This is a genomic window from Sphingopyxis sp. EU05-FHT14B03 (assembly GCF_058790875.1).
Genome location: NZ_JBYTDC010000001.1, coordinates 1,725,967 through 1,752,066, shown reverse-complemented (window position 1 = coordinate 1,752,066; position 26,100 = coordinate 1,725,967). Strand labels below are relative to the sequence as shown.

30 protein-coding genes are annotated in these 26,100 nt (G+C 68.3%); 18 read left to right on the top strand and 12 right to left on the bottom strand.

What is annotated here, in order from left to right:
- The first annotated feature begins 1 nt into the window (after position 1).
- Both AC3WS4_RS08330 and AC3WS4_RS08325 read left to right on the top strand, forming a co-directional pair.
- A complete protein-coding gene (locus tag AC3WS4_RS08330; RefSeq protein WP_056341800.1) occupies positions 2-667 on the top strand; it encodes an adenylate kinase in 666 nt (221 codons plus the stop codon).
- 123 nt (positions 668-790) lie between these two features.
- A complete protein-coding gene (locus AC3WS4_RS08325) occupies positions 791-1,501 on the top strand; it encodes an SRPBCC family protein (protein ID WP_492735088.1) in 711 nt (236 codons plus the stop codon).
- 4 nt (positions 1,502-1,505) lie between these two features.
- On the opposite strand, the gene AC3WS4_RS08320 is transcribed toward AC3WS4_RS08325, so the two are convergent.
- Positions 1,506-2,030 (bottom strand): YceD family protein, encoded by a 525-nt coding sequence (locus tag AC3WS4_RS08320; protein WP_187139298.1) that lies wholly within the window; start codon positions 2,028-2,030, stop codon positions 1,506-1,508.
- On the bottom strand, positions 2,027-2,554 hold the full coding sequence (locus AC3WS4_RS08315) for a ubiquinol-cytochrome C chaperone family protein (RefSeq protein ID WP_492735090.1): 528 nt from the start codon (positions 2,552-2,554) through the stop codon (positions 2,027-2,029). The genes AC3WS4_RS08320 and AC3WS4_RS08315 overlap by 4 nt, the downstream gene beginning before the upstream one ends.
- 183 nt (positions 2,555-2,737) lie before the next feature.
- Between AC3WS4_RS08315 and AC3WS4_RS08310 the strand changes: the two genes are divergently transcribed.
- Entirely contained in the window at positions 2,738-3,232 is a 495-nt protein-coding gene (locus AC3WS4_RS08310) for an outer membrane protein assembly factor BamE (RefSeq protein WP_056341789.1), read from the top strand.
- Positions 3,233-3,332: 100 nt separating this feature from the next.
- Here the strand turns inward: AC3WS4_RS08310 and AC3WS4_RS08305 are convergent, their stop codons facing one another.
- Positions 3,333-5,597 (bottom strand): NADP-dependent malic enzyme, encoded by a 2,265-nt coding sequence (locus AC3WS4_RS08305; protein ID WP_056341786.1) that lies wholly within the window; start codon positions 5,595-5,597, stop codon positions 3,333-3,335.
- Between the two features lie 307 nt (positions 5,598-5,904).
- Positions 5,905-6,420, bottom strand: a complete 516-nt coding sequence (locus AC3WS4_RS08300) for a DUF4402 domain-containing protein (RefSeq protein ID WP_492735093.1) — start codon at positions 6,418-6,420, stop codon at positions 5,905-5,907.
- A gap of 101 nt (positions 6,421-6,521) precedes the next feature.
- Here AC3WS4_RS08300 and AC3WS4_RS08295 point away from each other — a divergent pair, with 101 nt between their 5' ends.
- The 5 genes from AC3WS4_RS08295 to AC3WS4_RS08275 all read left to right on the top strand — a co-directional run bounded on the left by AC3WS4_RS08295 (position 6,522) and on the right by AC3WS4_RS08275 (position 12,145).
- Positions 6,522-7,589 carry a type III polyketide synthase gene (locus tag AC3WS4_RS08295; protein ID WP_492736584.1) on the top strand — a complete coding sequence of 356 codons (1,068 nt, stop codon included), beginning with the start codon at positions 6,522-6,524 and terminating at the stop codon, positions 7,587-7,589.
- Positions 7,586-8,299: a methyltransferase domain-containing protein gene (locus AC3WS4_RS08290; protein ID WP_492735094.1), complete on the top strand. Its 714-nt coding sequence runs from the start codon at positions 7,586-7,588 to the stop codon at positions 8,297-8,299. Before AC3WS4_RS08295 ends, AC3WS4_RS08290 begins: the two co-directional genes overlap by 4 nt.
- The gene (locus tag AC3WS4_RS08285; RefSeq protein WP_492735096.1) at positions 8,296-9,384 is read left to right on the top strand and encodes an NAD(P)/FAD-dependent oxidoreductase; all 1,089 of its coding nucleotides are present in this window, start codon (positions 8,296-8,298) and stop codon (positions 9,382-9,384) included. The genes AC3WS4_RS08290 and AC3WS4_RS08285 overlap by 4 nt, the downstream gene beginning before the upstream one ends.
- 92 nt (positions 9,385-9,476) lie before the next feature.
- Positions 9,477-9,884, top strand: a complete 408-nt coding sequence (gene msrB / locus AC3WS4_RS08280; protein WP_492735098.1) for a peptide-methionine (R)-S-oxide reductase MsrB — start codon at positions 9,477-9,479, stop codon at positions 9,882-9,884.
- 71 nt (positions 9,885-9,955) lie between these two features.
- A complete protein-coding gene (locus AC3WS4_RS08275; protein ID WP_492735100.1) occupies positions 9,956-12,145 on the top strand; it encodes a transglycosylase domain-containing protein in 2,190 nt (729 codons plus the stop codon).
- A gap of 187 nt (positions 12,146-12,332) precedes the next feature.
- Here AC3WS4_RS08275 and AC3WS4_RS08270 read toward each other — a convergent pair whose 3' ends face one another.
- Genes AC3WS4_RS08270 through AC3WS4_RS08260 form a run of 3 tightly spaced genes read right to left on the bottom strand, consistent with a single transcriptional unit; the run spans position 12,333 to position 14,135 of the window.
- On the bottom strand, positions 12,333-13,061 hold the full coding sequence (locus tag AC3WS4_RS08270) for a M48 family metallopeptidase (RefSeq protein WP_492742704.1): 729 nt from the start codon (positions 13,059-13,061) through the stop codon (positions 12,333-12,335).
- The gene (locus AC3WS4_RS08265) at positions 13,054-13,500 is read right to left on the bottom strand and encodes a YcgN family cysteine cluster protein (protein ID WP_492735103.1); all 447 of its coding nucleotides are present in this window, start codon (positions 13,498-13,500) and stop codon (positions 13,054-13,056) included. Before AC3WS4_RS08265 ends, AC3WS4_RS08270 begins: the two co-directional genes overlap by 8 nt.
- Positions 13,488-14,135 carry an SCO family protein gene (locus AC3WS4_RS08260; protein ID WP_492735105.1) on the bottom strand — a complete coding sequence of 216 codons (648 nt, stop codon included), beginning with the start codon at positions 14,133-14,135 and terminating at the stop codon, positions 13,488-13,490. Before AC3WS4_RS08260 ends, AC3WS4_RS08265 begins: the two co-directional genes overlap by 13 nt.
- 95 nt (positions 14,136-14,230) lie before the next feature.
- Between AC3WS4_RS08260 and AC3WS4_RS08255 the strand changes: the two genes are divergently transcribed.
- The 4 genes from AC3WS4_RS08255 to AC3WS4_RS08240 all read left to right on the top strand — a co-directional run bounded on the left by AC3WS4_RS08255 (position 14,231) and on the right by AC3WS4_RS08240 (position 17,282).
- Complete coding sequence (locus AC3WS4_RS08255) at positions 14,231-14,851, top strand: ankyrin repeat domain-containing protein (RefSeq protein WP_492735107.1); 621 nt, start codon at positions 14,231-14,233, stop codon at positions 14,849-14,851.
- A gap of 64 nt (positions 14,852-14,915) precedes the next feature.
- Complete coding sequence (gene ribB / locus AC3WS4_RS08250) at positions 14,916-16,193, top strand: 3,4-dihydroxy-2-butanone-4-phosphate synthase (protein ID WP_492735109.1); 1,278 nt, start codon at positions 14,916-14,918, stop codon at positions 16,191-16,193.
- Positions 16,193-16,618 (top strand): 6,7-dimethyl-8-ribityllumazine synthase, encoded by a 426-nt coding sequence (ribH, locus tag AC3WS4_RS08245; RefSeq protein WP_492735111.1) that lies wholly within the window; start codon positions 16,193-16,195, stop codon positions 16,616-16,618. Before ribB ends, ribH begins: the two co-directional genes overlap by 1 nt.
- Entirely contained in the window at positions 16,611-17,282 is a 672-nt protein-coding gene (locus AC3WS4_RS08240) for a hypothetical protein (protein ID WP_492735113.1), read from the top strand. The genes ribH and AC3WS4_RS08240 overlap by 8 nt, the downstream gene beginning before the upstream one ends.
- A 113-nt stretch (positions 17,283-17,395) precedes the next feature.
- Here AC3WS4_RS08240 and AC3WS4_RS08235 read toward each other — a convergent pair whose 3' ends face one another.
- Positions 17,396-18,481, bottom strand: coding sequence for an alkene reductase (locus AC3WS4_RS08235; RefSeq protein ID WP_492735115.1), 1,086 nt, complete (start codon positions 18,479-18,481; stop codon positions 17,396-17,398).
- A 142-nt stretch (positions 18,482-18,623) separates the two neighbouring features.
- Between AC3WS4_RS08235 and AC3WS4_RS08230 the strand changes: the two genes are divergently transcribed.
- The 6 genes from AC3WS4_RS08230 to AC3WS4_RS08205 are packed head-to-tail and all read left to right on the top strand — an operon-like array spanning position 18,624 to position 23,421.
- Complete coding sequence (locus AC3WS4_RS08230) at positions 18,624-19,511, top strand: DMT family transporter (protein WP_492735117.1); 888 nt, start codon at positions 18,624-18,626, stop codon at positions 19,509-19,511.
- Entirely contained in the window at positions 19,511-20,182 is a 672-nt protein-coding gene (locus AC3WS4_RS08225) for a COQ9 family protein (RefSeq protein WP_492735119.1), read from the top strand. The genes AC3WS4_RS08230 and AC3WS4_RS08225 overlap by 1 nt, the downstream gene beginning before the upstream one ends.
- Positions 20,183-20,223: 41 nt before the next feature.
- Positions 20,224-20,490 carry a FeoA family protein gene (locus AC3WS4_RS08220; protein WP_492735121.1) on the top strand — a complete coding sequence of 89 codons (267 nt, stop codon included), beginning with the start codon at positions 20,224-20,226 and terminating at the stop codon, positions 20,488-20,490.
- Complete coding sequence (gene feoB / locus AC3WS4_RS08215) at positions 20,487-22,352, top strand: ferrous iron transporter B (protein WP_492735123.1); 1,866 nt, start codon at positions 20,487-20,489, stop codon at positions 22,350-22,352. The genes AC3WS4_RS08220 and feoB overlap by 4 nt, the downstream gene beginning before the upstream one ends.
- 32 nt (positions 22,353-22,384) lie before the next feature.
- Complete coding sequence (gene ssb / locus AC3WS4_RS08210; RefSeq protein WP_492735125.1) at positions 22,385-22,939, top strand: single-stranded DNA-binding protein; 555 nt, start codon at positions 22,385-22,387, stop codon at positions 22,937-22,939.
- 11 nt (positions 22,940-22,950) lie between these two features.
- Positions 22,951-23,421 (top strand): MmcB family DNA repair protein, encoded by a 471-nt coding sequence (locus tag AC3WS4_RS08205; RefSeq protein WP_492735127.1) that lies wholly within the window; start codon positions 22,951-22,953, stop codon positions 23,419-23,421.
- Here AC3WS4_RS08205 and AC3WS4_RS08200 read toward each other — a convergent pair.
- The 4 genes from AC3WS4_RS08200 to AC3WS4_RS08185 form a co-directional block, all read right to left on the bottom strand.
- On the bottom strand, positions 23,418-23,708 hold the full coding sequence (locus AC3WS4_RS08200) for a hypothetical protein (protein ID WP_187139316.1): 291 nt from the start codon (positions 23,706-23,708) through the stop codon (positions 23,418-23,420). The genes AC3WS4_RS08205 and AC3WS4_RS08200 overlap by 4 nt on opposite strands.
- Positions 23,709-23,770: 62 nt before the next feature.
- A complete protein-coding gene (locus AC3WS4_RS08195) occupies positions 23,771-24,397 on the bottom strand; it encodes a riboflavin synthase (RefSeq protein WP_187139317.1) in 627 nt (208 codons plus the stop codon).
- A gap of 5 nt (positions 24,398-24,402) precedes the next feature.
- A complete protein-coding gene (gene ribD, locus AC3WS4_RS08190) occupies positions 24,403-25,350 on the bottom strand; it encodes a bifunctional diaminohydroxyphosphoribosylaminopyrimidine deaminase/5-amino-6-(5-phosphoribosylamino)uracil reductase RibD (protein WP_492736586.1) in 948 nt (315 codons plus the stop codon).
- 32 nt (positions 25,351-25,382) lie between these two features.
- The gene (locus AC3WS4_RS08185) at positions 25,383-25,883 is read right to left on the bottom strand and encodes a hypothetical protein (RefSeq protein ID WP_492742702.1); all 501 of its coding nucleotides are present in this window, start codon (positions 25,881-25,883) and stop codon (positions 25,383-25,385) included.
- Between the last annotated feature and the right edge of the window lie 217 nt (positions 25,884-26,100).

Sequence of the window (26,100 nt, the reverse complement as noted above, 5' to 3'; positions counted from 1 at the left end):
CATGACGCTCAATATCATTTTGCTGGGTCCGCCGGGAGCGGGCAAGGGAACGCAGGCCTCGCGGCTGGAGGACGAGCATGGCATGGTCCAGCTCTCGACCGGCGACATGCTGCGTGCGGCGGTCAAGGCGGGAACGCCGATCGGCGTCCAGGCCAAGGCGGTGATGGATGCGGGCGAGCTCGTCTCGGACGAAATCGTCTCGGGCCTGATCGGCGAACGCCTCGACCAGCTCGGCGGCGATGTGTCGGTGATATTCGATGGCTATCCGCGCACCGCGGCGCAGGCCGATGCGCTCGACGAAATCCTCGACGTGCGCGGGCGCAAGCTCGACCATGTCATCGAACTGCTGGTCGAAGAGGATGCGCTCGTCGATCGCATCACCGGCCGCTTCTCCTGCGCCACCTGCGGCGCCGGCTATCACGACCGCTACAAGCTGCCGAAGGTCGCGGACACCTGCGACCAGTGCGGCGGGCATGACTTCAAGCGTCGTCCCGACGATAACGAGGAAACGGTGCGCACGCGCATGGCCGAGTATCGCGCCAAGACCGCGCCGATCCTGCCGATCTACGAAGCGCGCGGCATCGTGACCCACGTCGACGGCATGGCCGATATCGACGTCGTCAACGACGCGATCGAGTTGATTCTCAACTCCGCCACAGCGCCCTAGTCCGCTTCAACATCGTCATTGCGAGGGGCGCAGCCCCGTGGCAATCCAGAGCGGCAACAGGCCGCTCCGGATTGCTTCGCTTCGCTCGCCATGACGAAGCCCGGTGGTGGCGGGGGATGGGCGATGAATCTGAAAATCATGCTGGCGGCGGCCTTTCTGCCGGTTGCCGTACTCGCCGGGGCTCCGGCACAGGCCAAGGTCATCGACCAGAGCGAGATCGGCTTCACCGTCGCGCACACCGCGCAGGTCGCCGCGACCCCCGAAGATGTGTGGAAAATGCTCAAAATGCCCCAGAAATGGTGGTCGAAGGACCATAGCTGGTCGGGCGATCCCGCTAATTTCTGGCTCGATTCGCAGGCCGGCGGCTGCTTCTGCGAAAAATTGCCCGACACCGGAAAGGGCCTCGGCAGCGTCCAGCACGCGCGCATCCTTTTCGCCAAGCCCGATGAAATGCTCCGCCTGTCGGGCGCCTTCGGCCCGCTGCAGGGCGAGGCGCTGACCGGCACGCTGACGATCCAGATCAAGGAAACCCCGACCGGCGCGGCGATCCGCTTCGACTATATTGTCGGCGGCTATATGCGCTTCAAGGTCCCCGAAATCGCCCCTGCGGTCGACAAGGTGATCGGCGAACAGCTGATCGGCCTCGCCAGGGCGCTCGGCGGCAGCCTGCCGCCGACCCGCGCCGAAAAGGCGGCGGCGGACGAAGCGGGCGAGGGTGACAAGCCCGCGCCGTCCGAAAAAACCGAATCGGGCCTCGACGACGCGATGGCGGACCTGCTCGCCGATCCGCCGAAGCCCGACGAGGCGGCGAAGGAAAACGAAGCCCCCGAGTGACGCCTCAGCTCTTGGGCTTGCCCTTGAGCGCCGCGAGCGCGGCGAACGGTCCGGCCTGCTCCTCGCTCAGCACGCCCTTTTCGGCGAGGATGCGGTCGGCGTCGGGATGGCGCGGAAACGGATCGAGCGCGAGCGACAGCGTCTGCACCGCGACTTCGCCCAGGTCGACGCGGTCATGTTCGAGCGGCAGCACGTCGATATCCTCGGCGCCCAGTTCGACCTCGACCTCTTCGTCGTCGTCCGGCCGCAGGTCGCGCAGAAATTTGAGGTCGAAGGGTTCGGCGATCGTCGCCGGTACCGGCAGATCGGTCGCGGCGCAGCTTTGCACCAGCGCCGCGCGCACTTCGCCGCGCAGCCCGATCCCGCCCGCGACCGCGCGCACCTCGACGGTCACCGCGAACCGGTCGAGTTCGACGAGGGCGAGCCGCTTGGCGATCGCCCCGCGCGCCGCGGTGTCGGCCTCGAACGTCACCGTCCTGCCGGGTCCGACCTCGGCGAGCGTTACGACATGCGAAAATTCGCTGCTCATGCCGCGTCCGGCAGGCGGTCGGCGGCGATCAGTTCGGTCACCGGCATCGCGGCGAGCGCGGTCCGCAGCGCCGCGGTCCCCGCCATGACGTGCGCGAGTTCGCTCGCGCCGGGTTCGTTGCCGCGCCACAGGTTGCGAACCAGCGCCGCGCGCAGGTCGTCCGACCCGTCGGGCGCGCGATAGGCGCCGAGCCGGCCGCCGAGTGCGCCGACCATCCGCCCGATCTGCTTGCCGACGACCATGTCGCCGAAACCGATCTGGCGCATCTGGCCGTCCATGTCGGTCACGAACAATTCGGTAAGATGGACCCCCGCCAGCGCCTGAGCCGGATCTTCGTCGATGCGGTGGAGGACGAGCGCCATCACCAGCCCGATCATGTCGAACCGCCCGTCGAGCGTGTCGGGGACGCCGCCGGCCTGGTACCAGTGCGGCGCGCGCGCGGCCGCGACCACGGCGTTCCACAAGGGGCGGCGCGCCTCGCGCGGGTCGGGATCGGGCGTGAAGAGTTTGCGGAACGAGATCATGCGCTCCGCTTAGGCGCATTTGCGCCCGCCGAAAAGGCCCGCCGGTCAGGCTGCAGCAAGCTTTGCCGCGCCACAAGCGGCGCGCCATAGGCCTTGTATGCGGCACCCGCTTGCGCTTAAGAGGCGCGGGTAACAAGCGCGGTCGCGGGGGCGAGCGGCAGGCATGCGCAACGGAGATTTTTGATGCCGCACTTCACCACGATTTTTTCCGCGCCGCGGACGCGCCTGATCGTCGCCGGCCTCGCGCTGGCGCTGACGACCAGCGGTTGCGCGCAGCTCAAGGGCCGGCAGGGTTATGTCGTCGACCCCGTGCTGACCGATGCGATCACGCCCGGCGTCGACAACCGCGAATCGGTCGAAAAGACGCTCGGTCGCCCGACCTTCGTCGGCCAGTTCAGCAACAATGAATATTATTATGTGTCGCGCGAGACGCGCCAGCTCGCCTTCGCCAACCCGCGCCCGGTGGCGCAGCAGGTGCTGCGTGTGCGCTTCGACGCCACCGGCAACGTCGCCGCGGTCGATCGCACCGGAATCGAGCTGGTGAGCCGGATCAGCCCCGAAGGCGACAAGACCCCGACGCTGGGCCGCGAGCGCAGCTTCTTCCAGGATATTTTCGGCAACATCGGCGCGGTGGGCGCCCCGGGCATGGGCGGCAGCGGCGGCCCTTCGGGACCGTAACAGCGCGTCATCGCGAGGCGTGGAGCGAGGCGGCAATCCAGAGTCGGCGCTAACCGCCCTGGATTGCTTCGTTTCGCGCGCAACGACGAACGTTCGATCGTTACTCGGCGATCCCGCCCGCCGCGAGCACCGCCAGCGTCACCAGGTCCGACGCGGTCGACGCCATCGTCGCGACCTGCACCGGCTTTTCCATGCCGACCAGCATCGGGCCGATCACCGCGCTGCCGCCCAGTTCGCGCAGCAGCTTGGCCGACAGATTGCCCGATTGCAGCCCCGGCATGACCAGCACGTTCGCGGGTCCCGACAGGCGGCAGAAGGGATAATTCGCCATCACCTTGGGGTTCAGCGCGACGTCGGGCGACATTTCGCCTTCATATTCGAATCCCGGCTTGCGTTCGTCGAGGATCGCCACCGCGTCGCGGATATTGTCGAGCCACGATCCCGGCGGGTTGCCGAAGGTCGAATAGGACAGGAAGGCGACGCGCGGTTCGTGCCCCATGCGCCGCGCGACCTGCGCGGTGCGTTCGGCGATGTCGGCAAGCTGCTGCGCGCTCGGGCGTTCGTTGACCGTGGTGTCGGCCATGAACACCGTATGGTGCTGGCCGACCAGGACGTGGATGCCGAAATTGGTCTGGCCCTCGGCGGGGTCGATCACCCGCCGCACTTCGCGCATCGACTGCGAATAGGTGCGGGTGGTGCCGGTGATCATCGCATCGCCCAGCCCCAGCTGGAGCAGCAGCGAGCCGAAGATGTTGCGGTCGCGGTTGACCATGCGCTCGACGTCGCGGCGCAGGTAACCGCGCCGCTGCAGTCGTTCGTACAGCATGTCGACCATTTGCGGCACATGCGGCGAATTGACGCTGTTGTGGACCTCGAAGCTTTCGGGGTCGGCGACCCCCATGTCGCGCAGCTTGTCGTGCAACCCTTCGCGCCCGACGAGCACCGGGATGCCGTAACCGCCGTCGCGGAACTGGATCGCGGCGCGCAATACAACCTCTTCTTCACCCTCGGCGAACACCACCCGCTTCGGATTGGCGCGCGCCGCCTCATAAGCGAGCGTCAGCACCGACGTCGTCGGGTTGAGCCGCGCCTTCAGCGAGTTGCGATAGGCGGCCATATCCTCGATCGGCCGCTGCGCGACGCCGGTATCCATCGCCGCCTTGGCGACCGCGGCGGGGACGATTTCCATCAATCGCGGGTCGAAGGGCGAGGGGATGATATATTCGGGGCCGAAACTCGACGCGCGCCCGCCATAGGCCGCCGCCACTTCCTCGGGCACCTGCTGGCGCGCGAGGTCGGCGATGGCATAGGCGGCGGCGATCTTCATCTCCTCGTTGATCGCGGTCGCGCGCACGTCGAGCGCGCCGCGGAAGATGAAGGGGAAGCACAGGACATTGTTGACCTGGTTCGGATAGTCCGACCGCCCGGTGGCGATGATCGCGTCGGGGCGCGCGGCACGCGCGTCGGGCGGCGAGATTTCGGGATCGGGGTTCGCCATCGCGAAGATGATCGGGGCCGGCTTCATGTCCTTGACCATCTCGGGCTTCAGCGCGCCCGCCGCCGACAGGCCGAGAAAGACGTCGGCGCCGACCAGCGCCTCGGTCAGCGTGCGAGTCTCGGTCGGCACCGCATGCGCCGACTTCCACTGGTCCATGCCTTCGGCGCGGCCCTGATAGATGGTGCCCTTGCGGTCGCACATGATGACATTTTCATGCCGCACGCCCATCGCCTTGATCAGCGCGGTACAGGCGATCGCGGCGGCGCCGGCGCCATTGACCACGACCTTCACCGTGTCGAGGTCGCGCCCGGTCAGGTGGCAGGCGTTGATCAGCCCGGCGGCGGTGATGATCGCGGTGCCATGCTGGTCGTCATGGAACACCGGGATGTTCATCTTTTCCTTCAGCGCCTGCTCGATGATGAAGCAGTTCGGCGCCGCGATATCCTCGAGGTTGATGCCGCCAAAGCTCGGCTCGAGCAGCTCGACCGCCTCGATGAAGCGCTGGGGGTCTTCGGTGTCGACCTCGAGGTCGATCGAATCGACGTCGGCGAAGCGCTTGAACAGCACCGCCTTGCCTTCCATCACGGGCTTCGAGGCGAGCGCGCCAAGATTCCCGAGGCCGAGGATCGCGGTGCCGTTCGAGATCACCGCGACCAGATTGCCCTTGATCGTATAGTCATAGGCGGTGGCCGGATCCTCGGCGATCGCCTTCACCGGCACCGCGACACCGGGTGAATAGGCCAGGCTCAGGTCGCGCTGCGTCGCCATCGGTTTCGACGCGACGATCTCGATTTTTCCGGGCCGGCCGTAATTATGATAGAGCAGGGCCTCGCGATCCGAGAATTGTATCTTGCTGCCGCTGTCCATTAGTTTGTCCCCTCAGTTCGATTCCACAGACGCGCGCCCATTGCGCTGATCCCTAGCGTCACCCTGCGGCGATTGGTACCGCCAATATTGGGTCTCGGCGCAAAGCTTGTACCGGCTGGCGCGAGTGGGTCCGGTTTCGGGCGAAACCAGACGTCGCCCCCGCGAAGGCGGGGGCCGCTGTCGGTTTACGCAGCGATACGGAAATAGCCCGTTAGCGGCCCCGCCTTCGCGGGGGCGACGGTTTAAGACGGTTTAAAGAGCGTCCGCTTCCCACCCCAAAGCAGACATAGCCGTCGGCGATCGAACGCTATTGATACTCCACCGTCACCGGAATCCGCCCGCGATAGTCGCCGTCGTCAAGGCCGGCGATCTGCAGCCGGCCGCCGAAGCGAAACTGCAGGCGGCCATCGGGGCCGAGGCGCGGAGCGGCACTGAGGTCGGTGATAAGGCTCGACACGCGCGCGCTGCGGCCGCGATCGCTTTCGAGATCGACGCTGGTCGGCAGGATGACGCGGACTTCGGCGCCGGGTTCGCCGGTCACGGTGACCACCCCGGTGACCGCGAAACCGCCGAGATCGACGACGTCGCCGCGTAGGCGGCGCGCGCCCGAGAGCGGGTCGAGTTCGACCTCTCCGCCACCCGCGCCGACCGCGACGCGGCCCATGTCGAGCTGGGTTTCGACCTCGACCCGCAGCGGGGTTTCGGCCTTGCGACTCGCGCCGCCGCTCGCCGCGCCTTGCTCGCCGCACAGCATGCACTGCGCCGAGGCCGCGGAGGGCGCGCCGAAAATCAGACCGAGAAGGAGGAAAAGGCGCAATTTCACGCCTTTCCGATAGCCGATCCATGGTTAAGCCGCGGTAAAGCCGCGCCGGCGCTAATCCGCTGGCCTGCCCCCCGCTTTTGCTCCACATGAGCGCCATGACGATGAAGCCGCCGACCGCCTGGCTCAACGCGCTTTCCACCGCGACGCCTGACCATGACATCCATCAAGCCTTCATCGACTGGGCGACCCCGCGGCTGGCCGACGCACGGGTGCGCGCGATCTTTGCGCGGATGGCGGGACGGTCGGGGATCGACCATCGCTGGTCGGTGCTGCCGCCGACCGCCGGCGGCGGATCGCCGGTGGCGCCGGGCGGATTTTACGATGTACCGGGATTGCCGCCGACCTCGGCACGGATGGCCGCTTATGCCGAGCATGCGCCCGAGCTGGCGCTGACCGCCATCGCGGGCCTGGGCGACGCCTTCGACCCGGCGCGGGTGACGCATCTGGTGGTCGCGAGCTGCACCGGTTTCGTCGCCCCGGGGATCGACCAGGTCGTCGCGCGGCGGCTGGGGCTGGCGGCGACGGTCGAGCGGGTGCTGATCGGTTTCATGGGGTGCTACGCCGGGGTCACCGCGCTGCGGAGCGCGCGGCATATCGTGCGGTCGGAGCCGGATGCGGTGGTGCTGGTGGTGAGCGTCGAATTGTCGACCCTGCACCTGCAACACGCCGATGCGCCCGAACCGCTGCTCGCGATGCTGCAGTTCAGCGACGGCGCCGCGGCGGGGATCGTGTCGGGTGAAGCCAAAGGGCTGGAACTCGGCGAGGGCCGCAGCCTCGCGCTCGAGGACAGCGCCGCGCTGATCCGCTGGGACATCGGCGACACCGGATTCGCGATGCAGCTGTCGGGCGAAGTCCCCGGGCGGCTGCGCGCCGCGCTCGGCGAACCCGGGGTGCAGGAGCAATTGTTCGGCACCGGCGCGCCGCCGCCGCTGCTCGCGGTCCATGCCGGCGGGCGGTCGGTGCTCGATGCGGTCGAGGCGGCGCTGCACGTCCCCGCCGACGCGCTGGCCGACAGCCGCGCGGTGCTCGGCGCGTGGGGCAATATGTCGTCGGCGACGATCCTGTTCGTGCTCGCGCGGATGATGGCGCGGCGGGCGAAGGGCGAGGGCATCGCGATCGCCTTCGGCCCCGGACTCGCCGCCGAAGCGATCCGCTTCACCGCGTCATGAACCCCTTTGCCAGCCTCGCCGTGCCGATCGAGGCCGAGGAGGAGATGGACGCGGCCGAGCTGGCGCCCGAACGCTATGCGAAGGTGCTGGGCGACCTGTCGCGGATCAATGCGCTGACGCTGGCGGCGCGCCCGACGCTGGGGTTCCTCGAGCGGGTGCGGGCGCGCCGCGTGGACACGAAGCCGTGGCGCATCCTCGACGTCGGCTTCGGCGCCGGCGACATGCTGGCGCGGATCGCGCGCTGGGGCGACCGGCGCGGGGTGGCGCTCGACCTCGTCGGGGTCGACCTCAACCCGAAGAGCATGGCCGTCGCCGAGGCGCGGCTCGGCGGCCGCGCGCGCTTCGTCACCGGCGATTATCGCGATCTGGCGGGTGACGGGTGGGACATCATCCTGTCGAGCCTCGTCACCCATCATATGACGCCAGCGCAGCGCACCGAATTTTTGTGCTTCATGGACGGCGAGGCGGCGCGCGGGTGGCTGGTCAACGACCTCCACCGCCAGCGGCTGCCCTTCGCCGGCTATCCGCTGCTCGCGGCGCTGGCGTGGGTCGATCCGATCGTGCGACGCGACGGGCAATTGTCGGTCGGGCGCAGTTTCCGCCGCGGTGAGTGGGCGGCGATGCTGGCCGAGGCGCTGCCCGATACCGCGGACCAATGCCGCGTCTTTCGCAGCTTTCCCTATCGGCTGTGCGCCGAGCGGGTGCGGTGACCGCCCCCGACGCGCTGGTCATCGGCGCCGGGCCGGCGGGGGCGAGCGCGGCGATCGGGCTGGCGCGCGGCGGCGCGAAGATCGTGCTGCTCGAACGAAGCCGCGAGACCGGCGATGCGCTGTGCGGCGGGTTTTTGAGCTGGCAGTCGCTGGCCCGGCTGGCGGCGCTGGGGATCGATGGCGCCACGCTCGGCGGACAGGTCGTGCGCCGGGTGCGGCTGTTCGCGGGCGCGCGGTCGAGCGAGACGATGCTGCCCGAGGCGGCGACGGGGGTGTCGCGGTTGCGGCTCGATTCGGTCTTGCAGGCGGCGGCGGTGGCGGCGGGCGCCGGGCTGGAGCGCGGAGTCCATGCGACGGCGCTGGAAGGCGGCGCGGTGCAGACGCGCGACGGCGCCGAACTGGCGGCACCGTCGGTCTTCCTCGCGGCGGGCAAGCACGGGTTTCGCGGCTTTCCGCGCGAGCCGGCGGCGTGGCAGCGAGAGGACCCGGTGATCGGGTTGCGGCTGCGCATGCCGCAAGCCGCCGCGCTCGACCGGCTGGTCGGCGACGCGGTCGAACTGCACCTGTTCGACCGCGGCTATGCCGGGCTGGTTCGGCAGGACGATGGCAGCGCCAACCTGTGCCTCGCGGTCCACAAGTCGCGGCTGGGCGGCGCCCCCGAAGCGCTGCTGCGCCGACTCGGCGACGAGCATCCGCGGCTCGGCGAAAGGCTCGCCTTTGCCGACTGGTCGCGCGGCATCGATGCGATCGGGCATGTGCCCTATGGCTGGCGCGACGGCGTCACGACGCCGGGATTGTTCCGCCTCGGCGATCAGGCGGGGGTGATCCCGAGCCTGGCGGGCGAGGGCATGGGGATCGCGCTGGCGAGCGCCGAGGCCGCGGTGACGGCATGGCGGCACGGCGCGGCCGGCGCGGCGCCGGGCTTCCAGCGCGCGCTCGCTGCCCGGATGACACGGCCCTTTGCGCTGGCGAACCTCATCTGGCGGCTCGGCGAAAATCCCCGGACGGCGAGCCCCCTTACGGCCTGTGCCGCGGCCGCCCCTTGGCTCGTTCGCCTCACGTCCCGGGCCACCCGGCTCGGCTGAGGGAAAAGATTCGCGCAGCCCACATTCGGCCCGAGGCCCTTGCAGCCGCCCGTATCCAGTCCGATATTGGCGGCAACGAAGGAGATCATCCGATGACCGATCCCAAGACGACCAAACCGCTCGACCCGATGGCGCATCATGTGCTGCGCGAGGGCGGCACCGAGCGCGCCTTTACCGGCCGATATACCGACCATAAGGGCGACGGCGTCTATCGCTGCGCCGGGTGCGGCGAACCGTTGTTCGACAGCAGGACCAAGTTCGACAGCGGATCGGGCTGGCCCAGCTATACCGCGCCCGCCGCGGGCGGTGCGGTGCAGGAACTGACCGATACCAGCCACGGCATGGTCCGCACCGAGGTGCGCTGCGCCAAATGCGAAGGCCATCTGGGTCATGTCTTCCCCGACGGCCCCGGACCGACGGGCCTGCGCTACTGCATCAACAGCGCGGCGCTTGACTTCGCCGACCGTGGGCAGGATGACGCCAAGACCGACGCGGGTTGACGGGCCAACCCTCGATGCGGACCATTATGGGCTGACGCGATCAGGGACGCGGCGAGGGAAGGAAATCGGCTTTGCGCCGCGAAAGACAGCAGGCTTCGTCAGGGAAATTGTCGGGTAGCGCCAAATCGGGCGGGTCGCCTTCGAAGGGCGAGCCGCCGCGCTGGCGCGTCTGGCTGCGGCGCGCCTTCCGCTGGGGGCTCGGCCTCGCGCTCGTCGGCGCGGTCGCGCTCGCGGTAGCGGTCGGCATCGCGGTGCAGCGCATCCCGAGCTTTGAGGAGCTCAAGAAATCGCCCGCCGGCCAGACGATCCGTGTGCACGCCGCCGACGGCACCGTGTTCCTGTCCTTGGGTCCCAATTACGGCCGCTGGATGACGCTCAGCGAAACGCCGCGGGTGATGCAGGACGCGATGGTCGCGGTCGAGGACCGGCGCTTTCGCTATCATCCCGGGGTCGATCCGGTCGGCATGACCCGCGCCGCGGTCGTCGCGGTGCAGAACCGCGGCAGCGGCCGCCGCCTGCAGGGCGCGTCGACGATCACCCAGCAGCTCGCGCGCAATGTCTTTCTGTCGAACAGCTATACCTGGACGCGCAAGCTGCGCGAGATGGTGCTGTCGATGGCGCTCGAATGGAAATTCTCGAAGGACGAGATCCTCGAGCTTTACCTGAACAAGGTCTATTTCGGCGGCGGCAGTTACGGCATCGATGCCGCGTCGCGGCGCTTTTTCGGGCACAGCGCGACGCAGATGTCGCTGTCCGAGGCGGCGGTGGTCGCGGGGCTGGTCAAGGCGCCGTCGCGCTATTCGCCGACCGCCGATGCCAGCGCCGCGCTCGGCCGCGCCGGTGTGGTGCTGGAGGTCATGGTCGACGCCGGGGTGATCACCCAGTCGCAGGCCGACGGCGCCAAACCCGCCGACGTCCAGATGGCACAGGAGACCGGGCAGAACAGCGCGCGCTATTTCAGCGACTGGGCGCTGCCGCAGCTCGACATGCTGATCGACGAGGGCAGCGAGGCGATCGACGTCTATACCACCATCGACTTGGGCATGCAGCGCGCGGCGACCGCGGCGATCCAGGCCAATGTGCCGGGCGGGGCTCAGGGTGCGCTGGTGTCGATCGACCGCGACGGCGCGGTGCGCGCGATGGTCGGCGGCACCGACTATGTCGCGTCGAACTATAACCGCGCGACGCAGGCGGTGCGCCAGCCGGGGTCGGCGTGGAAAGTCTTCGTCTATATGGCCGCGCTCGAGGCGGGCTATAAGGTCAATGACGAGGTGGTCGACGAGCCGGTGACGATCCGCGGCTGGAGCCCACGCAACTCGTCGGGCCGCTTTTCGGGCGCGATGGACCTGCGCAGCGCCTTTGCCTATTCGGTCAACACCGTCGCCGCGAAGCTGGGCGACGAGGTCGGCACCTCGTCGGTCGCCAACATGGCGCGCCGGTTCGGCATTTCGACCCCGATCAACACCCAGCCGTCGATGGTGCTCGGCACCTCCGACGTGCGCGTGATCGACATGACCGCCGCCTTTGCCGCCATCTCGCGCAAGGGCGTGTCGGCGGCGCCCTATGGCATCACCAAGGTCACCACCGCCGACGGGCGATTGCTGTATCAGCGCGCCGCCGAGCGCGGCACGGTGCTGGTCGACAATTGGGTCGCGGCGGGAATCACCGACCTGATGCAGACCGCGGTCGCCACCGGCACCGGGCGCGCGGCGCAGATCGGCCGTCCGGTCGCGGGCAAGACCGGCACGACGTCGAGCAACAAGGACGGCTGGTTCCTAGGTTTCTCGAGCGGACTGACCACCGGCGTGTGGATGGGGCGCGACGATGCGAAAGCCGTCGGCGGGCTCCAGGGCGGGCGCGCGCCCGCCAAGGCCTTTGCCGATTTCATGCGCGTCGCGGTGGCCCGGCGTCCGGTCGAAGCCTTCGACACCGAGGTCAAATTGCCCGAATGGCAGCTTGAGGACGAGGAGGACGCCTATCTGGGCGAGCCAGGCGAAGGCGGACTGGTCGACGATAACGGCATGCCGATCGAACTGCCCTATGACAGCCGGCCTCCGGCGAATCCCGATAACAGCAACCCGCCGGCCCCGACGCCCGACGAGGCGCCGGTCCTCGACCAGCGCTGGCTCGACGAGCAGACGGGGCGCACCGACCCGGCACCCAGGACGCCGCCGCCACCCGCGAACAAGGCACTGCCGCCCGCGGTCAAAAGCTCGACGGTGCGCGTCCCGCCCCGCGAATCGCAGGGACAGAATGACTAGCCCTAATCCTCCCTGTCGCGAAGCGATGGGGAGGGGGACCGCTCGCGAAGCGAGGGGTGGAGGGGTCGCAACGGCGCGTCATCGTCCCTCCGTCAGCGCTGCGCCTTTGGCGCAGCTTATCCTGAGCGCCTGCAAGGCAGTCGAAGGGTGCTGCCACCTCCCCATGGCTTCGCCACAGGGAGGATATTCAACCGAAGCGGTAGCGGTGCAGCCCGCGGCCCTCGCGGCGTAGCCAGGCGCGCGCCGCGGCGACGTCGCCGTCGTGCAGTTCGTCGACGAGCGCGTGAAAGGCGCGGCCATGATCCATGTGGCGCAGATGCGCGACCTCATGCGCGACGGTCGCGCGGCGGACATGGTCGGGCGCCATCACCAGCCGCCAGCTGTAGCGCAGGTCGCCGGTCGCGGTGCAGCTGCCCCAGCGGCTGCGCGGGTCGCCGACCCCGATGCGCCCGATGTCGAGACCGGCGCGCGCTGCGATGGTGCGGCTTTCCGCCGCCATCAGGTCGAGCGCCTGCGCCTTCAGCCAGCGTTCGACGCGGCGGCCGACGCTGTCGGCGGGGCCGCCGAGCATCAGGACATCGCCGTCGAGCCGCACCGCGCGCGGCAGGGCGGCGTCCCACAGGATCCGCCGTTCGACACCGAAGAGCGGTACATGCGCGCCGGGGCCGATGTCGACCGGGATCACCGCCTTGCCGACCTGTTCGGCGAGCCAGTCCTGCTGCTCGCTCGCCCAGCGCAGCGCCTTGGCGGCGCTGCCGCGGCGCGGCAGGGTCAGCCGCAGTTCGGCGCGCGCGGCGTCGAAGACGAGGCGGTAGCGGCGCGAGCGGGCATGGTGGACGAGGCGCACCGGCCAGGCATCGTCGCCGACGACAATCTGCGGCGCCTCGGCCGCCGGCGGGGCCGCGCGCTTAAACAATGCGTTCGACAAGGTGATTTTCCAGCGGCCCGGCGACCTGTTCGCCGACCGTCCAGCCGACGATCGACTGGCCGGCGCGGTGCACCGCGTCGCGATCGCCGGAGACCAGATAGTGCCATTCGGGCAAGGGGCGGTCCTCCGCGCGCAGGCGATAGGCACAGCTTTGCGGCAGCCATTCAATGCTCTCGAGCTTAGCTTTGGTGAGTGTCAGGCAATCGGGCACATGGCGGCGGCGATGCTTGTAATCGCCGCAGCGCGCGGTTTGCAGGTCGAGCAGGCGGCACGCGACATTGGTCGGATAGATGCGGCCGGTGTCCTCATCCTCGACCTTGTGCAGGCAGCATTTGCCGCAGCCGTCGCACAGGGCTTCCCACTCGCCGGCGTCGAGGCTGGCGAGTGGGGCTTCCCAGAAATTCTCGCGCCCGGTCACTTCACCCATTTCGCAAGGTCGGCGGCGACCTTGTCGGGGGCGCCCTCGTCGCTGTCGGTCGAGGGGTCGTCAAGCGGCAGCAGCGCGAGCGGCTTGCCTGCGGGGTCCATCAGAAAGGCGAGCTGGGTGTGCGCCATCAGATAGCGGTCGGGGGCCGAGCCCTCGACCTTGTGATAGCTGACGACATAGGCCTTCGCGACGGCAGCAATCTGTTCGGGGGTACCGGTCAGCCCGATGAGGCGCGGGTGGTAGCGCGAGACGAACGGCTTCAGCGCCGCCGGCGTGTCGCGCGCCGGATCGATCGTGACGAACATCGGCACCACGCTGGCACCGCGCGCCGCGTCGGCCTTTTCGAACTGCGACAGGCCGAGCATCAGTTTCTGGACATCGACGGGGCAGATGTCGGGGCAGAAGCTGTAGCCGAAATAGACGAGGCGATATTTGCCGGCGAAATCGCTGTCGCTGACCGTCTTGCCATCCTGGTCGGTGAGGGTGAAAGGTCCGCCGATCCGGGCACCTTCGAGAGGGGGCCTGGCATCGGGCGCCGGCGCGGCGGGACCGTTGCACGCCGCGAGCGTCGCCGCCGTCAGCAGGAGCAGGCTTGCACGAAGCGCCTTTTGGCCCATATTCAATCTATTCATCATCGGGCCAGCCTTGCTGGGCTAGGCGCCGAAAATCAACCTTTGTCGTCGCCTGCCGGGAAACGGGCGCGACACCCGCTACCCGAGGTCATCAAATCATGGTTCGTCGCGCCGCTTTCCGTTTCGCCTCCCTGTCGCTGGCCGCCGCGCTCGTCGCGCTCGCCGTCGCCCCCACCGCGCAGGCGCAGTTCCGCGGCGGCTATGCCTTTCTGCAGGCGGTCGACAGCCGCGACGGGACCAAGGCGACCGACGCGCTGAAGGACGACGACACGCTGATCAACACGCGGCACCCCGACACCGGCGAGACGGCGCTGATCATCGTCACCAAGCGCCGCGACATCATCTGGGTGCGCTTCATGCTCGACAAAAAGGCGAATCCCGAGATCGGCGACAAGCAGGGCATGACCCCGCTGATGCACGCCGCGCTGATGAATTTCGTCGAAGCGGGCGAAGAGCTGCTCGACACCAAGGCGCCGGTCGACCAGACGAATCGGCGCGGCGAAACCGCGCTGATCCTGGCGGTTCAGGCCAAGAACGCCGCGATGATCCGCCTGCTCGTCAAGCGCGGCGCGAATCCCGACCGGGCCGATCATGTCGCGGGCATGTCGGCGCGCGACTATGCAAAGCGCGACGACCGCAGCGGCCAGCTGCTCGCGCTGCTCGACGCCAAGAGCGACAAGCCGTTGCGCGACACTGGCGCGGTGTTCGGCCCCAACTAGGTCCCGCCCGGCGCAATGTGATATTTGGATTTGCAATCACATCATGATGTGATATTTGCGCAGCATGTCTACGCAACTCATCGAGCGCATTCGCGCCATCGTCGATGACGGCGCCATGTCCCGTTCGGGCCTCGCACGCGCCGCCGGTCTCCATGCCAACAGCCTGCGCGACCTCGATTCTCCCGGCTGGAACCCCACCGCCGACACGCTGCGCAAGCTCGAGAACTGGCTCGCGCACGGCAGCGACCTGTCGCCGATGGCAACCCCCGAAGAGATTATCGCCGAGGCGCGCAACGGCCGGATGTTCATCCTGGTCGATGACGAGGACCGCGAAAATGAGGGCGACCTCGTCATTCCAGCGCAGATGGCGACCCCCGACGCGGTCAATTTCATGGCGACCCACGGCCGCGGCCTGATCTGCCTGACGCTGACGAAATCACGCGTCGACCAGCTCGGGCTCGAACTGATGAGCCGCCAGAACGGCACGCGACACGAAACCGCCTTCACCACCTCGATCGAGGCGCGCGAAGGCGTCACCACCGGCATTTCGGCCGCCGACCGCGCGCGCACCGTGTCGGTCGCGATCGACGCGGGCAAAAGTCGCGACGACATCGTCACCCCCGGCCATGTCTTTCCGCTGATCGCGCGCGACGGCGGGGTGCTCGTCCGTGCTGGCCACACCGAGGCGTCGGTCGATATCGCGCGGCTCGCGGGACTCAACCCGTCGGGGGTGATCTGCGAGATCATGAACGACGACGGGTCGATGGCGCGGCTCGACGACCTGGTGCCCTTCGCGCGGCGCCACGGGCTGAAGATCGGGACGATCGCCGACCTGATCGCGTACCGCCACCGCAACGACCGGCTGGTCGAATGCGTGTCCGACGACCCGTTCGAATCGGATTATGGCGGCGAGTGGCGCCTGAAATCCTATCGCAACAAGATCGACGGCAGCATCAACATGGTGCTGCAGAAGGGCGCGATCGACCCCGAGGGCGTGACCCTGGTTCGCATGCATCCGGTGTCGCTGCTCGACGACCTGATGGGCCGCCCCGGCGCGCGCAAGCGCCGCCTGCAGCGTTCGATGGATGCCATCGGCGAGGCCGGCGGCGGGGTGATCGTGATGTTGATGCGGCCGCTGCCCGGATCGGCCGAGGCCGATGCGACGCCGCCGCCGACGGGCGGAATGGACCTGCGCACTTACGGCATCGGCGCGCAGATCCTGGCGGACCTTGGCGTCCACGCGATGGAATTGCTGACGCCGTCGCACAATAATCTTGTCGGGCTGGAGGGCTATGGCCTGTCGGTCGTCGGCGAACGCTCGATCCCCGGGGAGGCCGCATAATGGCGCATGTCTTGATCGTCGAAGCCCGTTTCTACAGCCACCTCAACGACATGCTGCTCGACGGCGTGCGCAGCGCGCTCGCGGCCGAGGGGCATAGCCATGACACGGTGACCGTCCCGGGCGCGCTCGAGATTCCCGCGGCGATTTCGCTCGGCGCCGACAGCGGGCGCTATGACGCTTTTGTCGCGCTCGGCGTCGTGATCCGCGGCGAAACCTATCATTTCGAGGTGGTGTCGAACGAGAGCGCGCGCGGCGTGATGGCGCTGACCCTTGATGGCCTTGCAGTCGGCAATGGCATCCTCACCGTCGAAAATGAAGAACAGGCGCTTGCGCGCGCCGACAAGACGCGCAAGGATAAGGGCGGCGAGGCGGCGAAGGCCGCGATCGCTATGCTGGCCCTGAAGGAACAATTCGGCATTGGTTGATCGCCCACCCCCCAGCCGATATTCCGTCGTCGAACGCGGCGGGCGGCTGGTGGTGATCGACACGCAGACCGGCCAGACGCCGCCAACCGCCGCCGAGCGTATGGACAATCACGACCGCGCTTTGGGGGTCGAGCCGATTCGCCCCGCCCGCACCAGCACCGCCCCCGACCTGTCGGCCGCGGCGCGCGCCGAATCGGGGCTCAGCGCACGGCCCGCCCCGGTGCAGCAGACCCCGAAACCCGCGCCGGCGAAGCCCGCGGCCGATCCCGGCAAGGCGCGGATGGCGGCGAAGGCCGCCGAAAGGCAGAGCCGGCCGTGGACCCAAGGCTCCCACGACCGTCCGGCGCCAAAGACCGACGCCGCGCCCGCGCGCATTCCCCAACGCCCGGCACCACCCGCACGCGGGCGCAAGACGATCGTCACCGGCAAATGGTGGGACAGCAAGGGACCGCGCACGATCGAACTGGGACCCAAGGGTCAGCAGACGCTGAGCGGCGGTTTCGTGACGCTGTTTTTCGTCGTGCTGATCGCGGCGATGGTCGTGCTGTTCATCGAACCGATCATCCTGTTCGTCGCGGCGTTCCTGCTGTTCCGCTTCGGCGGCAGCGTGCTGGGGCCGATCGGCGCCGGGATCGTCGACAAGGCGCTGGCCGAGCGGAATTAGCCGCCCAAGGCAAATGTACATCGTCATTGCGAGGAGCCGCAGGCGGCGCGGCAATCCAGAGCTGTGCAAGACTGCTCTGGATTGCTTCGCTACGCTCGCAATGACGAGTCCGCCTACGCAGGCTGCAGCGCCGGATAGTCGATATAGCCCTCGGGCCCCGGCGCGTACCAGGTCTGCGGATTGTCGGCCGACCATTCGGCCCCGGCGCGGATGCGTTCGACGAGGTCGGGGTTGCCGATGAACGGACGCCCGAAGGCGATCGCGTCGGCGACTCCGCTGGCGAGCGCTGCTTCGGCGAGCGCGACATTGTAATCGCTGTTGAGGATCAGCGGCCCCTTGAACGCGGCGCGGATCGCGGGCGACTGCTTGGGCACATCGGTGTTGCCGAAGGTGCCGTCGGGGCCGGGTTCGCGCAATTCGAGGAAACCGATGCCGAGCGCGTCGAGCGCCGACGCGGCCGCAGTGAACAGCGGCGCAGGGTTGCTGTCGTCGACACCCTGCGAATTGCCGTTCGGCGACAGGCGGACCGATACGCGGTCGGCGCCCCAGACGCCTGCCAACGCTTCGGTAACTTCGCGGAGCAGGCGGATGCGGTTTTCGACCGACCCGCCATAATCGTCGTCGCGCAAATTGCTGTTGTCGCGCAGGAACTGGTCGATCAGATAGCCGTTGGCGCCGTGGAGCTGGACCCCGTCGAAACCGGCCTTTTTGGCATTTTCCGCCGCCTTGACATAATCGGCGATCAGGCGCGGAATCTCGCCGAGTTCGAGCGGGCGCGCCACTTCGAGATCGCGGCGGCCGACCGGGGTATGCGCGCGGCCTTCGCCCTGCGTCGCCGAGGCCGAAACCGGCGGCTTGCCGTCGTTGAACACCGAATGGACGAGGCGGCCCATGTGCCAGAGCTGTGCGACGATGCGCCCGCCCGCGGCGTGGACGGCGTCGGTCACCGGCTTCCAGCCTTCGACCTGCGCGTCGGTCCACAGCCCGGGGGCGCTCGGCCAGCCGAGGCCTTCCTGCGAAATGCCCGTCGCTTCCGAAATGATCAGCCCCGCCGACGCACGCTGGCGATAATATTCGAGCGCGAGCTCGTTCGGCACAAAACCGGGGCCGGCACGGCCGCGGGTGAGCGGCGCCATGATGATGCGGTTCGGCGCGTCGATGGCGCCCAGCTTGATCGGATCGAGCAGCGATGCGGACATGGAATTCTCCTGGATATCTTTGGGGACATCTTTTTTTCGAGCGACGCCCCCCGGGGCCGTCGCTATGGGCTGCGAAGCTATGGACGGATGCCCGCCCACGCAAGCATCGGTAGCAAAAGAAAATCTAAAGGCGGAACAAGCGGTGAGCGACGAGGGTGCAGCAACAGGGGCCGGACGCTGGGCCTTCGCCGCGCTGCTGGCGGGCAATATCGCGCTGTCGATCGGCGCGATGCTCGTCCGCCTCGCCGACACCGGACCCACCGCCTCGGCCTTCTGGCGGATGACGCTGGCCGCGCCGGTCCTGCTGTTTTTCGCCTGGCGCGAGACCGGCGGGCGGCTGCCGCCGCGCTCCGCGATCCTGATCGCCGCTGCCGCGGGCATCTTCTTCGCTTTCGACCTCGCCGCCTGGCACATCGGCATCCTGCAGACCAAGGTCGCCAACGCGACGCTGTTCGGCAATTGCGCCAGCCTGTTGCTGGTGATCTGGGGGATTTTCCTGACCCGCACCCTGCCGCGCGGGTGGCAGGCGCTGGCGATCGCCCTCGCCTTCGCGGGATCGGCGCTGCTGATGGGGCAAAGTTACGAACTGTCGCCCGACTATCTGGTCGGCGACCTGCTCAGCCTGCTCGCGGGCGTGCTCTACACGGGTTACGTCATCCTGATGCAGCGGGTGCGCGGCACCCTCGCGCCGTGGACCGCGCTGGCGATCGCGTCGGCGGTGTGCGTGCCGATCCTGCTGACGACGGCGTTCGCGCTCGGCGAGACGGTGATGCCGCAAAACTGGACCCCGCTGATCCTGCTCGCGCTGACCAGCCAGATCGTCGGTCAGGGGCTGATGATCTGGTCGCTGCCACGCTTCACCCCGCTCGTCATCGGGCTGACCCTGCTGATCCAGCCGGCGATCGCCGCGCTTGCAGGCTGGCTGGCGTTCGGCGAGCTGCTGGGGCCCGTCGACCTGCTCGGCGGCGTGATGGTCGGGGCGGCGCTGGTGTTGATAAGGTTGCCGAGCCGCGGCGCGCGGCCTATCTGATGGCCATGGCCTCGATCCTGCCCGACGACCCCACCCTCGAAGAGATTCGCGCTGCGCTGGCGCCGCTGATCGCCGCCTCGGCCGCGTTCGACGGGTTTGGCGACGCGGCGCTCGTCGACGCCGCATCGCGCGTGCGCATCGATATCGATGTCGCGCGACTCGCATTTCCGGGCGGCGGGCGCGACATGGTCGACGCCTGGTTCGCCGATATCGACGCGCGGATGGCGGCAAAATGGCCCGCCGAGACCCTTGCGGCGCTGAAGATTCGCGAGCGGATCACCACCCTGGTCGAAACGCGGATCGACCTGCTCGCGCCGAATCGCGAGGCGCTGCGCCGCGCGCTGGCGCTGCTCGCGCTGCCGACCAATGTGTCGTTCGCGGCCAAGCTCGGCTGGCGCGCCGCCGACCTGATGTGGCGGCTCGCGGGCGATACCGCGACCGACTATAATCACTACAGCAAGCGCGCGATCCTCGGCAGCGTCTATGGCGCGACGATGGCGGCGTTCCTGAACGACGAGAGCGCCGGCCACGCCGACACCCGCGCCTTCCTCTCGCGGCGGATCGACCAGGTGATGCGCTTCGAAGGCTGGAAACACCGCCGCGCCGCGAGCAAGATCGAACGCCCCAGCCTGGCGCGCTTTGTCGGGCGGTTGCGCTATCCGGGGCGATAAATAGCTGGCGCTTCGTTGTTGGTATTGATAATCGCTCGCAAATGAACGCTTTGCTCGATAGCGCGCCGCTGGGCGTTGCGGTGCGGATCGCCGGGATCGACTGGCCCGCGATGTCCGAGGACGAAGGCCGCCGCCTGCGCGAATTCGGACTGATGGAAGGCGTCGAGGTCACCCCGCTCCACCGTGGCAGCCTCTTCTCGCGCGATCCGCTCGCGCTGTCGGTCGGACGCATGCGGGTGATCATCCGCGCGCGGCAGGCGGCGATGATCGTCGTCGAAGCGGTCGAGAGCGAGCCCAAAGTCGCATGACCGGCCCCATCCCCACCATCGCGCTGGTCGGCAATCCCAATGCCGGAAAATCGAGCCTGTTCAACGCGCTGACTGGCGCGCGGCAGAAGATCGCCAATTATCCAGGGGTTACCGTCGAGCGCAAGGCAGGCCATGCGAGCTTCGCCGACGGCCGGCCGCTGTCGCTGATCGACCTGCCCGGCAGTTACAGCCTGTCCCCCGCGAGCCCCGATGAAGCGGTGACGCGCGACGTGATCCTTGGGCGTCAGGATGGCGAGCGCCAGCCCGATGCGCTGATCGTCGTGCTCGACGCCGCGAACCTCGACAATCATCTCTGCTTCGCGCTCGAACTGATCGCGCTCGGCCTGCCGACGGTGGTCGCGCTCAACATGCTCGACCTTGCGACACGCGACGGCCTCACCCTCGACCCCGAACGATTGGCACGGGAACTGGGCGTGCCGGTGGTCCCGACGGTCGCGGTGCGCAAGCGCGGCATGGCCGATTTGCTGACCGCAGTCGACGAAACGATCCGGGCAGCGGGCCCGGTCGCGCCGATCTCTCGGGTCCCGACTCCAAGCGATGCCGCGTTGCACAGTCGCGCGCGCGCGATCTCGCGCGCCGCGACGCTGTCGGAAACCCCGGTGCGTCGCTGGACCGCACGCGTCGATGCGGTGGTGCTGCATCCGGTCGCAGGCTTCGCCATCCTGCTCGCGCTGATGTTCATCATGTTCCAGGCGGTCTATGCCGCCGCCGAGGCACCCGCCGACTTCCTCGAAGGCGGGATCGGCGTGCTTCAGCAATGGGTGGTCGCGACTTTCCCCGAAAACTTCCTGCGCGACCTGGTCGTCGAGGGACTGCTTGCGGGCGTCGGCGCGGTTATCGTCTTCCTGCCGCAGATCCTGATCCTGTTCCTGTTCATCCTGCTGCTCGAAGCGTCGGGTTATATGACCCGCGCCGCCTTTCTGATGGACGGGTTGATGGCCAAGGTCGGATTGTCGGGGCGCGGCTTCATCCCGCTGTTGTCGAGCTTCGCCTGTGCGGTACCCGGCATCATGGCGACGCGCGCGATCCCCGACGAGAAGGACCGGCTGACGACGATATTGATCGCGCCGCTGATGACCTGTTCGGCGCGCCTTCCCGTCTATGCGTTGATCATCGCCGCCTTCATCCCCAACCGCACGATCGGCGGCTCGCCGGTGGGGCTTCAGGGGCTGGTGCTCTTCGGCCTCTATCTGTCGGGAATCCTCGGCGCCCTCGTCGTCGCCTATGTCCTGCGGCGTACTGTCGCAAAAGGTCGCCCGGCGGGCTTCATGATGGAAATGCCGCGATACCAGATGCCGCAGTGGCGCGACGTCGCGCTCGGCCTGTGGCAGCGCGCGTGGATCTTCCTGCGCCGCGCCGGCACGATCATCGCGATGACCACCGTCATCCTGTGGCTGCTGCTGACCTTCCCCAAGGCACCGGTGGGCGAGAGCCAGGTCGAATATAGCGTCGCCGGCCGCATCGCGAGCGGACTCGAGGTCGTCGTCGCGCCGATCGGGTTCAACCACGACATCGCGCTGGCGCTGATCCCCGCGATGGCGGCGCGCGAGGTCGCGGTGTCGGCGATGGCGACCGCCAATGCGATCGACGCCAACGGCGACGAGGATGCGATGGCCGAGACGCTAGGCGAACGATTGCAGGGCAAGTGGAGCCTCGCCACCGCGCTCGCTTTCCTCGCCTGGTTCGTGTTCGCGCCGCAGTGTATTTCGACGATCGCGATCACCCGGCGCGAAACAAACGGGTGGAAATGGCCATTGTTCATGGTTGGCTATTTGTTCCTGCTGGCCTATGCCGCTGCCGGAATCACTTACTGGACAGCCGTCGCCTTTGGACTAGGCTGATCCTCCACATTTTCTAGCGGAGCGGAGCGGCAATGGCTGGCAGCGTCAACAAGGTAATTTTGATCGGCAACCTCGGCGCCGATCCCGAAATCAAGTCGTTCCAGAACGGCGGCAAGATCGCCAATATCCGCATCGCGACGTCGGAAAACTGGAAGGACCGGATGACCGGCGAGCGCAAGGAGCGCACCGAATGGCACAATGTCGTGATCAACGGCGAGGGGCTGGTCGGGGTGGTCGAGCGCTACCTGAAAAAGGGTTCGAAGGTTTATATCGAAGGGTCCTTGCGCACCCGCAAATGGCAGGACCGCGACGGTAACGACAAATATACGACCGAAGTCGTGATCGCCGGCATCGGCGGCGCGCTGACGATGCTCGACGGCGCGCCCGGCGGCGGTGGCGGCGGAGCCTCGCGCGGCGGCGGTGACTGGGGCGGCGATTCGGGCGGAAGCTCGGGTGGCGGCTGGAACCAGGGCGGCGGCGGTTCGTCGGGCGGTAGTTCCGGCGGCGGCTTTGGCGGCGGTTCGGGCGGCGGTGGCGGCGGACGCCCGCCGTTCGACGACGACCTGGACGACGACGTCCCCTTCTGAGCGCCTGACCCATGGCGAGTGACCTGCTGATCGCCGCCGATGTCGCGCGCGGCGTGTGCCGGTTGTTCGCGCGGCAAGGACTCGTCGCGATCCCCGAAGTGCCGCTGCCCAATGGGCGGCGCACCGACCTGACCGCGATCGACGCCAGGGGCCGGATCACCATCGTCGAGATCAAGGTCAGCCGCGCCGACCTGCATGGCGACGGCAAATGGCCCGACTATTGCGACTGGTGCGATCATTTTTACTGGGCGCTGGCGGCGGGGCTCGACCCCGCGATCCTCGACACCCCCGATTATCGCCCCGCGACGTCGGGGTTGATCGTCGCCGACCGCTATGGCGCGGCGGTGGTGCGCGAGGCGGTCAGCTGCGACCTCGCCCCCGCGCGGCGCAAGGCCGAACTGCTGCGCATCGGACGGCTGGCGATGCGGCGGTCGATGATCGCCAGTGACCCCGAACTCGCGGCGGGGTGGAGCGAGGGCTAGAGCGGCTCGCTGCGTTCGTAATAGACGGCCCAGACGAGGCCGGCGGCCGAAAAGCCGCCCCACAGCATCAGACCGACGATGAGCCCCGATCCGATCGACAATGGCATGGCGACGAGGACGAGGGCGAGCGCCGCCGACACCAGGGCAGCGCGCAGATAGTTTCGGCGCGGGCGCACCGTGCGTGTTTCGACATATTGGACCGCAAAGCCGAAGGCGACGAGGGTCGCGATGAGCGCGAGGGAAAAGACGTCGAAGCCCTGATTGAGCAGATGAAGAAGGGCAGCCAATGCGACGCCGCCCCAAATCCCCTGGCGAACGCGTGTCAGCGGCCGGGACGACTCGCCGCCGCTCATCCGCGCGCCTGCATCCGCGCCAGATAGCGCGCGAGGATATCGATCTCGAGGTTCACCGGGCGCCCGGCCGCGGCCTCGTCGAGCGTCGTCATCGCGCGGGTGTGCGGGATGATGTTGAGGGTGAAATGGGCGCTGCCGTCGGGCTGGTCGGTGACGTCGTTGACGGTCAGCGACACGCCCTCGACGGTGATCGAACCCTTGGCGGCGATATGCGGCGCGAGGCTGGCGGGGGCCGAGATGACGAGGCCCCAGCTGTCGCCGACCGGGGTGACCGAGACGATCTGTCCGACGGCGTCGACATGGCCGGTGACGATATGGCCGCCAAGTTCGTCGCCGACCTTCAACGCGCGTTCGAGGTTGAGCCGGCGGCCCGGCTCCCACATGCCCGGCGCGGTGCAGGCGATGGTTTCGGCGCTCGCGTCGATCGCGAACCAGCCGCCGGGGCCGTTGCTGTCGCTGTCGACGCCTTTATCGACAACGGTCAGGCACGCCCCAGAACAGGCGATCGAGGCGCCGAGGGCGATGCTGTCGATGTCGAAGACGGTGCCGATGATCAGCCGCGCGTCGCCGCGATCCTCGCGCGCGCGGACGGTGCCGATGTCGGTGATGATGCCGGTGAACATAAGGTCTAGGGTCCTTCTCTGACCCGCTCGTAGACGTCGAGCCGGTCGCTGCCAAGCAGGCGGCTGTCGGCCAGGCGCCAGCGGCCGTGCGCATCGGCGAGGTCGGTGAGGCCGATGTCGCCGAGCGCGGCTTTGCCGCCGCCGATCAGGATCGGGGCGCGGTAGAGCAGCAGCCGGTCGACGCGGTCGGCGGCGAGGAAGGCCGAGGCGGCGCCGGCGCCGCCCTCGACGAGCAGCGAATCGAACCCCGCGACCGATCCGGGCGAAGCGACGGCGGTCCAGCCGGCGGGCGCGGCGCCACTTGTGAGAAGGAAACGCTGCGGGCTGCGCGATTCGAGTCCCGAAAGGCGGACGTCGAGTTTGGGCGAATCGGCTTCGAAGGTGCCGCGCCCGACGAGAATGCCCGCGTGCCGCGCGCGTTCGAGATGGCCGTGGGCGCGGGCGCGTGCGCCGGTGATCCAGCGGCTCGCCCCGTCAGCGCGCGCGATGCAGCCGTCGAGCGAGGTCGCGAGCTTGAGCGTGACGAACGGGCGGTCCTGCGCCTGCCGCGTCCACCACGGCGCCATCGCGATGCGCGCTTCGGTCGCCATCACATCGACGACGACAGAAAGACCCGCGTCCCGCAGCCGCGCGATACCCTTGCCATTGGTGCGCGAATCGGGGTCCTGCGCCGCGATCACCACCCGCGCCACCCCGGCGGCGATCAGCGCATCGGTGCAGCAGGGTCCGCGCGGGCTGGCATGGGCGCAGGGTTCGAGGCTGACATAGGCGGTCGCGCCGCGCGCCGCGTCGCCCGCAGCAGCCAGCGCGATCGCCTCGGCATGCGGACGGCCACCCGCCTGGGTCCAGCCGCGCCCGACGACGCGGCCGTCGTTGACCAGGATACACCCGACGTTGGGATTGGGCGCCGCGGCCGGGCGCCCGCGCAGCGACAGCGCGATCGCCGCCGCCATCCAGTCGGCATCGGCGGGCGGGCGGCGCATGCCTAGCGGGCGGTCGGAGCGGGGGTGGCGGAGGGGGCCGGCGCAGCCGGCGCCGCCTTCGGACCGCGCGCGGCGCGTTCGGCGAGGGTCGAATGTTTGGGCGGTTCGGGCGCCTTCACGACGGTGTCGGCTTCGGCGCCCAGCGTTTCGCGCGTTTCCTTGTCGGCTTCGCTCGAATCATAGTCGACCCCCATCCGGTCGGCGAGCTTCTGATATTCGGCGCGGCGTAGCGCGTTGGCGCGGTTCACGTCCTTGGCGCGTTCGATCCAGCCGGCTTCGACTTCGGCGACGCTGCGGCCGGCGGTCCAGTTTTCGAAATAGATGATCTGCGCCTTGGGTTCTTCGGTGCGGACGATATTCGTGGCAATGCCGTAAAAGACAGCGAGCGTCACCGCGATCGTCGCGGTCCAGAAAGCCCAGCGGTGCGGACGCGGGGCGCGGATATAGTGCCAGAAGTCGGAGACGCCGCCGCGCACGTCCCAATTGTTCATCATCACTCTCATCGCGCCAATTTAGGATAGGTGCGCGCATTTTGCGAGAGGATAGCGATTGCGGCGGTTTTTCAGCCCGTCCGGCGCCCACCGGTGTCACGATTGCAGAAAATGCAATAGCGGATGTGCATTTCGCAGTTGCAACATTTTTTGTGCGCTGCAATATGAGCATGCCTTTTAGGCATCCTCTCCCAAAACTTTCACGGGCCACCTTCGGGTGGCCCTTTTT